Origin of the sequence: Burkholderia dolosa (assembly GCF_902499135.1) — a bacterium.
In the GTDB taxonomy this organism is placed as follows: Bacteria; Pseudomonadota; Gammaproteobacteria; order Burkholderiales; family Burkholderiaceae; genus Burkholderia; species Burkholderia dolosa.
In genome coordinates this window covers 1-1,692 of record NZ_CABVPR010000139.1, presented here as the reverse complement: position 1 = coordinate 1,692, position 1,692 = coordinate 1, and the positions used below count along the sequence as shown (strand labels likewise).

General features: G+C 66.3%; 1 protein-coding gene and 1 pseudogene. One reads left to right on the top strand and one right to left on the bottom strand.

Translation table 11 applies throughout. The features are described from left to right. Positions 1-35: 35 nt before the first annotated feature. On the bottom strand, positions 36-719 hold the full coding sequence (locus BUB20358_RS27865) for a helix-turn-helix transcriptional regulator (protein WP_035974426.1): 684 nt from the start codon (positions 717-719) through the stop codon (positions 36-38). Between the two features lie 282 nt (positions 720-1,001). Here BUB20358_RS27865 and BUB20358_RS27860 point away from each other — a divergent pair. After that, positions 1,002-1,688 (top strand): annotated as a pseudogene (locus tag BUB20358_RS27860) (DUF2589 domain-containing protein). Positions 1,689-1,692: the final 4 nt, after the last annotated feature.

Below are 1,692 nucleotides of genomic sequence, written 5' to 3'. Positions count from 1 at the left end.
CGCCGCCACGCTGCCGTCGTGGCGGCGGCCGCGCATCAGCCGGATGCCTGGCACGCCGGCGCGAACGGAAACGCCGCCGGCTCGGACGGCACGTGGCGCGCGAGCCACAGCGCGGCTTCGGTCCGGTTGCTGACGCCGATCTGGCGAAACAGCGCATACAGATGGTTCTTGATCGTGCCCTCCGCGACGTTCAGCACGCGGCAGATCTGCTTGTTCGACTTGCCTTCGGCGAGCAGCCGCAGCACTTCGCGCTGACGCGGCGTCAGGCGTTCGAACGCGCGATCGTCGCCGGGCGGCACGCCGCCCGCACGCGCCTGCGTCGCGCCGCCGTCGTTCGGCGGCACGTAGATCGCGCCGGCCGCGACGCGGCCGAGCGCATCCGCGAATTCGTCGGCACTCGCGTGGCGATCGATGATGCCGGCCGCGCCCGCGAGCAGCGCATCGGCGATCGTGCGCCGGCACACGGCGGCCGCCACGCACAGCCACGGCGTGCCGGCGAACGTCTCGTGCAGCAGGTTCGGCCAGCTCGGCCGAGCCGCATGCTCGTCGCATTCGATCGTGATGGCTTCCACCGTGTCGGGCAGCAGCGCGTCGCGCAGACGCAGAACGTCCTCGGGACGGCGTGCCGACCATACATGCCAGTTCACATCGCGTTTACACAATACGTCCGCCACGCCCGCGACGAATAACGGCGGGCTGTCGATCATCAGAACGTTCATTTGCGCGGTTTCCTCGAAATCGGGATGCTCGGTTTAGGTTTTTTCGTTTCCCTACCCGGCGCTTTTTTTACCGCTGTTTTACGCACGGCGCACTAGGCCCGTCGCTCCGTGACGAATGTCCTAATTCGTCCGCGCCGGGCCCGGCGCCCATGACGCGGCCCGCCCCGGGCCGGCCCGGGCCGCCGGCCGTGACGGACGTCATATTGGGTAAAGGCGTTCGGTTTTCTAACGTGAATAAGACAGCGAATTTCCGTTGTCTCCCACGCGAAGAGGAGTTTATTCATGGACGCAAATTTCATCGGCTCGGTGATTAACGCATTACCGATGGACCAAATGATCGCCGGCCCGTTAAAAGCGATGATCAGCGCGCAAACGCAGGCCGCGAAAAGTTATGCCGATTTCCTGATGCAGGTATGCATCCAGGGCGGCAAGGCGGTCGCGGTGCAGTTCGACTACGACGAAACGCTCGTCGACGAAAGCGGCGTATCGAAAGGCGTCGTGCAGAAGACGATGCGCATTCCGCTGCTCGCGGCGATCGTCCACCCGATCATCGCGATCGAGGAAGGCACGATCGACTTCGAGATGGAGATCACGCAGTCGGAGAAGGCGTCGTCGTCGACGGAAGCCGGCGGCGAATTCTAGGCGAAGCTCGGCTGGGGGCCGATCAGCGTGAGCCTGTCCGGCCGCGTGTCGCACAAGTCCGAGCAGACGCGCAGCACCGACACGCGCGCGAAGTATTCGATCCATACGCAGGTGAAGCGCCAGTCGCCGCCCGAGGCGCTGATGCGCGTGATCGATTTTCTGACGGAAGCCGCGACGAAGCCGGTCGTCACCGAAGGCAACGCGAAGGACGTGAAGCCGCTGCCGGCGACGCCGACCGACGGCAAGCTGATCGGCGACGCGTCCGGCGGCAGCGCCGCTGCGCCCGCGGCCGCCGGCGCCGGTGCGCAGCAGCCCGAGCACGCATGAGCGC